At 47.1% G+C, this 7,080-nt stretch carries 7 protein-coding genes; 5 read left to right on the forward strand and 2 right to left on the reverse strand.

Annotated features, from left to right (window positions below; genetic code table 11):
• The first annotated feature begins 345 nt into the window (after window positions 1-345).
• The 3 genes from RIG27_RS12615 (at window position 346) to RIG27_RS12625 (ending at window position 3,525) form a co-directional block, all read left to right on the forward strand.
• Window positions 346-1,851, forward strand: coding sequence for a UDP-N-acetylmuramoyl-L-alanyl-D-glutamate--2,6-diaminopimelate ligase (locus RIG27_RS12615; RefSeq protein ID WP_446345581.1), 1,506 nt, complete (start codon window positions 346-348; stop codon window positions 1,849-1,851).
• Window positions 1,848-1,973, forward strand: coding sequence for a hypothetical protein (locus tag RIG27_RS12620; protein WP_446345583.1), 126 nt, complete (start codon window positions 1,848-1,850; stop codon window positions 1,971-1,973). The genes RIG27_RS12615 and RIG27_RS12620 overlap by 4 nt, the downstream gene beginning before the upstream one ends.
• Window positions 1,974-2,061: 88 nt before the next feature.
• A complete protein-coding gene (locus tag RIG27_RS12625) occupies window positions 2,062-3,525 on the forward strand; it encodes a DICT sensory domain-containing protein (RefSeq protein ID WP_446345584.1) in 1,464 nt (487 codons plus the stop codon).
• Window positions 3,526-3,690: 165 nt separating this feature from the next.
• Here RIG27_RS12625 and RIG27_RS12630 read toward each other — a convergent pair whose 3' ends face one another.
• Entirely contained in the window at window positions 3,691-5,334 is a 1,644-nt protein-coding gene (locus tag RIG27_RS12630) for a sensor histidine kinase (protein ID WP_446345586.1), read from the reverse strand.
• A 355-nt stretch (window positions 5,335-5,689) separates the two neighbouring features.
• On the opposite strand from RIG27_RS12630, the gene RIG27_RS12635 reads away from it, so the two are divergent.
• Window positions 5,690-6,331, forward strand: a complete 642-nt coding sequence (locus RIG27_RS12635) for a bifunctional 4-hydroxy-2-oxoglutarate aldolase/2-dehydro-3-deoxy-phosphogluconate aldolase (RefSeq protein ID WP_446345598.1) — start codon at window positions 5,690-5,692, stop codon at window positions 6,329-6,331.
• Window positions 6,332-6,372: 41 nt separating this feature from the next.
• Entirely contained in the window at window positions 6,373-6,885 is a 513-nt protein-coding gene (locus RIG27_RS12640) for a L,D-transpeptidase (protein WP_446345588.1), read from the forward strand.
• A 15-nt stretch (window positions 6,886-6,900) separates the two neighbouring features.
• Here RIG27_RS12640 and RIG27_RS12645 read toward each other — a convergent pair.
• Window positions 6,901-7,080, reverse strand: a 180-nt coding sequence (locus tag RIG27_RS12645; RefSeq protein ID WP_446345590.1) for a hypothetical protein, incomplete at its 5' end; no start/stop codon positions are given.

The following is a 7,080-nucleotide window of genomic DNA, read 5'->3' on the forward strand; positions in this document are numbered from 1 at the left end:
TCAGGTTGAGGTTGGATCTGGGGTTATGCCGACGCAGGCAGCATCTAGCCAGTGGGTTTTCGGCAGTCCCAATCGAATCCGGTTGTATTTAGTCTGTCCACCTGTACCGGTGGTGACGGATAAACCCGTTTTCTTGAGGCTCTCAAACAGCGCCCGGTTTTTCGGAACGGTTTTTGTCCCAATACACTGTAAATTAGCGTCTTTTGCTTTCGACCTCGCAGTTTAAGGGATTTAATGGGTTTCGCCTGATAGCGATCGCGTCTCTGTAATCCTAACCAGCCACAGGAGTGCTACTCTGTAGTTCTTCTTTGCCCCTATCCCTCTCATCGTGAGGAGTTAATTGAGATGAAGCTACATGACTTACTAAGGGCGATTCCTAATAGCGTGCAACTGCCGAATCATCCAGCACTTGACGCCCAAATTACAGGAATCTGTACTAATTCCCACGCCTGTCAACCGGGAAATTTGTTTATTGGAATGCCTGGAACCCGGGTTGATGGTGGAGAATTTTGGCAAAGTGCGATCGCGTCGGGTGCTGTCGCGGCGTTAATTTCTCCCCAAGCGGCACAAAAACACCCCCCTCAGCCAAAACCCGATGCTGAACCGCCCTGCATTATCTGTGCCACTGACATGACGGTAGCCTGCGCCCAAGCAGCGGCGGCGTTCTATGACTACCCCACCCGCCAGCTTCAGTTAGTGGGCGTCACGGGTACAAATGGCAAAACTACCACCACCCATCTAATTGAATTTATCCTCACCCAAGCCCAACGTCCCACTGCCCTTTTTGGCACTCTTTATGCCCGTTGGCAAGGATTTTCCCAAACGGCGGTTCACACTACACCGTTTCCCGTAGAACTGCAACAGCAGTTACATTCAGCAGTAGCAGCAGGCTGTGAGTTAGGGGTGATGGAAGTCAGTTCCCACGCCTTAGCCCAAGGTCGGGTGTTAGGCTGTGAGTTTGATGTCGCTGTATTTACCAATCTCACCCAAGACCATTTGGATTTCCACCGCGACATGGAGGATTATTTTGCGGCAAAGGCATTATTGTTTAATTCCGATTATCTCCACGGCAAAGCGATTATTAATGCCGATGATCCGTATAGTAAGCGCTTAATCGAACAAGTTGGACGCGATCGCACTTGGAGTTACAGTGTTCAAGATTCCTCGGCAGATTTGTATACGAGCAACTTGACTTATACATTGATTGGTGTTAAAGGAACACTGCACACACCAGTAGGTGAAGTGACATTCAATTCTCCCCTGGTGGGTCAGTACAATTTGTCCAATGTCTTGGCTGCTATTGGTGCAGTGTTAAATTTAGGGTTAGATCTACAAACAGTAGTCACCACCTTAAACCAATTTCCGGGAGTACCAGGGCGGATGGAACGGGTGCAACTTCAACCGGATCAGGATATTAGCGTAATTGTCGATTATGCCCATACGCCAGATAGTTTAGAGAACTTGCTCAAAGCCTCTCGACCCTTTATTCAGGGGAAAATGATTTGCGTATTTGGATGTGGAGGCGATCGCGATCGCACCAAGCGTCCGAAGATGGGGAAAATTGGCGCAGAATTAGCCGATGTCGCGGTGGTGACATCAGATAATCCTCGTACTGAAGACCCAGAACGGATTATTCAAGATATCTTAGAAGGAATTCCGGCGACTGTAGAGCCAATCGTAATTAGCGATCGCGCCACAGCGATTCGCACAGCTATCTTAGACGCCAAACCGGGTGATGGGGTGTTAATTGCCGGAAAAGGTCACGAAGACTATCAAATATTAGGAACCGAAAAAATACACTTCGATGACCGTGAACAAGCGCGAGAGGCTCTCTTAGGTCGATTTAGTTGATTCGTCATTGGTCATTGGTCATTGGTCATTGGTCATTGGTCATTGGTCATTGGTCATTGGTCATTGGTCATTTGTCATTGGTCATTTGTCATTCGTCCTTTGTTAGAGACAGGGTAAAGTAGAGTTTTAAGTTAGCTCACAACTTCCCCATCTTCCCCATCTTCCTCATCTTCCTCATCTCCCCCATCTCCCCCAGCTCCCAGACGTAGCATGCTACGTCTCTACATTGCTTCCCCCTGCACCCCCGCATCCCAGCTCCTCTGCACCCTAATGAACTCACCACCGACACCGGATTTGTCATTTTACCAGCTAGCGCTGGATAATTTGACAACACCTCAGTCTCTCTCAATCAGTCCAGTGGGACTCAAAACCTTGATTGGAGCCATGGTTGATGTACTGATTGAAGAAAAAATCCCCGCCACCATCTGGGTTAAGTTCCCATCCGTCGCCGGGTGGCGGGAGGAACTGTTGCGATATCCACAACAGAGGGGTATTCCGCAAACCCTCTATTGGTGTACCTGTTTTGGTGAAGTCTCTGATGCGATCGCGACTCAGGATAACCCAGCCGTTAACTCGGATGCTCAACTGTTCCCCATTCAGCTAGCCGCCGGAAGCCAGCTTAAACGCGAGTCGTTTCTATTAGTTCTGTCTGAGCAATTGACCAGTCTGATTGTGGCATATCAGCTACCTGAGGGGGAGAGTCCTGGGAATGAGCCTCAGTCATGGCTGGCTATTTGTACGTTTGAACGACGAGTGATCTATCGGGTGTTGCAGGGACTCAGAGGAAGTATTGCGATCGCGGATAGTACGCCCGATGAGTTACTTGCTGGAGGGGACAACCGATTTTCCTTGGTTCAAGCGACAGATGAGAAGACGTTAATCACCCAGGTGTTGGTCAAACAATTACAACGAACGGCGGAAATTCTCCCGTCAGTAACAACAGCTGAACCTGGACAGGATAGCGCCATTACCCAATTAACCCATCACCTCAGCCATAAAGACGAACTCCTACGGCGAGTGGCGCAGGAACTGAAAACTCCATTAACGAATATGAAAACAGCGCTGAGTCTCTTGGAATCGCCTCAACTCAAACTCGCCCAGCGTCAACGTTACCTACAGCTTCTCAACAGTGAATGCGATCGCCAAAATTCATTAATTGTGGGATTGTTGGATCTGGTTGAAGCCGATGAACCCCAAGCGGGAGTCAAGTCGGTAGTAGAATTGGCAGAGATTATTCCTGGTGTGGTGAGTACCTATCAGCCATTGGCTCAAGAAAAAGGGATTCAACTCGGTTATACCATCCCGGCTGATCTGCCCAGGGTTTCCTGTTTAGAAACCTGGTTACGGCAAATTGCTATTAATTTACTGCACAACAGTCTCAAATTTACTTCCGCCGGGGGTCAAGTGAGGGTACTAGGGAGTCTTCAGGGGGAATATGTTCAGTTGGCATTTACTGATACGGGAAATGGAATTGCCGCGAGTGACATTCCTAAGATTTTTGATAGTTTTTATCGAGGACGTCCTCTTCCTGGGGAAAAAATGGGAGCGGGTTTGGGATTAACCATTGTGCAGCAATTATTATTGCGTTGTGGAGGTTCGATTTCGGTGACCAGTCAAGTGGGAATAGGATCAACGTTTAAAGTATTATTGCCTGTTGTTGGTGATCATAAATGAGACAGGTTGTCAGGGCTGATTTTACCATTATCGTTTCTTGCCACCCAGATGTTACTAAACCTGATCTTACCGACTGTATGAAAAAGGACAAATGACAAATCTTTATAACCAATTTTCACGAATTTAGCTTTTAGCCAGGGGTTTAAACCCCTGGCGGTGAGACTGCTACACCAATATTCCCTCTTGATTCCCGCAATTACTCCCAACTTCCAAAGGCAAAAATATCGTCATCACTTCCCCGGCTTGGGGTCGCTGACGCACAATTAGTTTACCGCCCAAGGCTTGGAACAAATGCTTGGTCACGTTTAGATTCAAACTCAGACTGCCTGTTTCTGGCTGAAACATTAATAACTGACCAATTGACTTTAACGTTTGACAGGTTGACTGTCCAAATTTATCCAAATTACCCGAATTGTCTGGGTTAGGTTGGGACTGAAATTGCAACTTTAACTGGTCTCCAGCGGGAGTTACCTGCACCTGAATATGACCACCGGCGGGTAAGGTACGGGTAAAATTCTCCACTAAACCTGTCAACACCTGATCTAACATCGAAGGATTACTCACCACCGTGGGCAGATTTTGCGGCAATACGACATTCAAACTGACATTACGTCGCTGTGCCTGCTTTTGCCAGTGAGGAATACTAGTCTGGAAAATTTGAGTCAATGACATTGAGGTGAGATTAACCGGGGTTTCTTTCACCGCTTTGGTTTCTAATTCAACGGCTCTAAAAATTAACTCCATGCGGTTAATCTGTTCTGTACATTCATGATCTATGATTTCCAGACGCCGAATCACTTCTGGCGCTAAATCTTTACGTTTTAATAATAATTTAGTTAGGGTGCGAATCGTCGTTAGTGGTGTGCGAACTTCATGAGTTAAAGCTTGCAGAAGTTCCACATCCGGGGCGGATTCACGGAGTTGGGACACTCGATGATTAACACGGGTTTCTGACTTGGCTAAGGGGTGCCAATCCCGGTCTTCAATTGTCTCACTGTACGCCGGGTCTGTAGAGACTTGAGTAACTGAATTAATCGGTGTTACTGCTATCGTTTCATTCTTCGGTTCGGCAGAATATTCCGGCATATTTTGCAGCAACTGACGCCCGAATTGCATAACAATTTTATAATCGGGGGTCTGAGGCGCAAACTGCTTAACTAATGTATCTAAATAACTCAGTTGATGGGGATTGGCTAATAATAATCGAGGATAAAGAGACACCCAAGCTTTTTGCACATCCTCTGGATCAAAGGAGAAGCGAAACCCAGGTACACCATTTGAGTCTTCTCCCGCTGCCATGACTAAACTGAAGCCACGGGTAAAGACTAAACAAAACTGCTCCTCAGTCAATGAGTCAGCCGGAAATAAGCAGAGCTCATAAGTAGTATTAACCGTACCTTGAGCTTTTTCCGATTGAGCTGGAGGCAATTGAAAGGGCATAAAACTCCAGGGGTTTACAGTTTCAGTGGTAAACACCCCCGTTTGAAAATGAGAAAGCAGCTCAGAGTGGCTTAAAACAGGTGCAGGACCGGCTAAAACTAACCCGTTTAGGGAGGTTGAAGTGTCGCCTTGATCCTCTTCCTCTGGGCAAAGGACTTGTAAAAGTAACTTTTCCAGAGACGCGATCGCACTTTGCCATTCTCGCTGCGATCGCCTTTCATCTCTCATCCGTTGACTCGCCGCACTGCGCTGTCTCTTATTCATGACAACCGTTGTCGATTCAACCTGAGATTCGACCGGATTGTTCCCTCCAGTCTGTTTACTCTGAGCTAAAACTTCACTGATGTTTGGTAATAACCACTTTTGCACCGCTATCTATCCCCATGAACAGCCAATTCTACTTGTCTATCTATGAGGATACTGGCTCTCGTCATCTCTCCGGGGTCGTAGAACCGAACCCCTGAGTCGCAATTTCCCCGAAATGGTCATTTGTTCTATGTCCTTGGTCAAGGCACTGGCGATAAAGTGTTGATGTAGGGTTGTTCGCCAGTTGAAACACAACCATGACCAAGGAAGCCTACCAAAAACTAGCATCGATCCTAAATAACATCAGTAAGTATTGTAAAGTTTCAATAAGAATATAGTCAGATATCGTCATGTTGGCTAATATATACACAGGCTATCTATATTTGACTATACTTTTACAAACTATAACGTTGTGAGTATATCAAATCAATCTTGGTTGACTCTTCTGCAAGAGTATCGTATTATTGCCGTGATTCGGACGTCTGACCAATCGTTAGGACGTCAAATGGCGCAGGCGGTAGCAGGGGGGGGGATAAAGTTAATTGAGATTACCTGGAATACAGATGCTGCTGCTGATTTAATTCGTCACCTGCGCCAAGCGTTACCAGACTGTACGATTGGTACAGGAACATTACTAAACTTGGAACAAGTACACCAAGCAATTGAGGCGGGGGCTGAGTTTCTGTTTACCCCTCATACCAATACCACTCTGATTAATACGGCAACTCAAGCGGGAGTCCCCATCATTCCCGGCGCACTTTCTCCCAGTGAAATTGTAACGGCTTGGGATGCGGGGGCAAGTTGCGTTAAGGTGTTTCCGATTCAGGCAGTGGGTGGTGTTAACTATATCAAAGCCTTACAAGGACCTTTGGGTCATATTCCCCTGATTCCTACAGGTGGCGTAACACTCGCCAATGCTAAAGATTTTATCACAGCCGGCGCGATCGCAGTCGGTTTGGCGGGAGACTTGTTCCCCACATCCCTCATCGCCTCTGGGGATTGGCAAGCCATTACCCAACGGGCGAAAAACCTTCGATCCCAATTTAGCCGTGATCCCTAAAATGGAAATAAGAGGATAATGCTGTCACCTCGCCACTTTCCATGAAAAGCATCAGATTTACCAACTGGGTGCGCCGTTTTGGAACCCTCCTAGCGGGCGTCGCCTTAGCCATAACCGCGTTTGGGTTTGAGACACCCATCGCCCATCCCACACCCCACACTGAACAGATTGCCAACAAAATGGTGGCGCTGCAAAATACGAACCAGCGCTGGATTGAAATTAATCTAAGCAATCAACGGTTAATTGCTTGGGAAGGCGGAAATCAAGTTTATGCGGTGATTGTCTCCACCGGGAAAAGCGCTACACCTACTCGTACCGGTGTTTTTAACATTCAAACCAAACTGCGGCGCGATCGCATGCGGGGTCCGGGTTATGATGTGTCTAATGTGCCGTATACCATGTATTACCAAGGTGGCTATGCGATTCATGGGGCGTATTGGCACAATAACTTTGGTACTCGTATGAGTCATGGTTGTGTGAATGTGGCAGTTGATCACGCCGAGTGGTTATATAATTGGGCGTCTGTGGGAACGCCAGTGGTGATTCATCAGTGATAAGCGGTTCGGCATTTAAACCTTAATGTCAATAATGGCGAAATCCTTGTATGTAGTGCGAGCATCTTGCTCGCTACATTGAGCATCTTGCTCGCTACATTGAGCATCTTGCTCGCTACATTGAGCATCTTGCTCGCTACATTGAGCATCTTGCTCGCTACATTGAGCATCTTGCTCGCTACATTGAGCATCTTG

The sequence above is a fragment of the Coleofasciculus sp. F4-SAH-05 genome, assembly GCF_040222985.1.
GTDB lineage: Bacteria > Cyanobacteriota > Cyanobacteriia > Cyanobacteriales > Coleofasciculaceae > Coleofasciculus > Coleofasciculus chthonoplastes.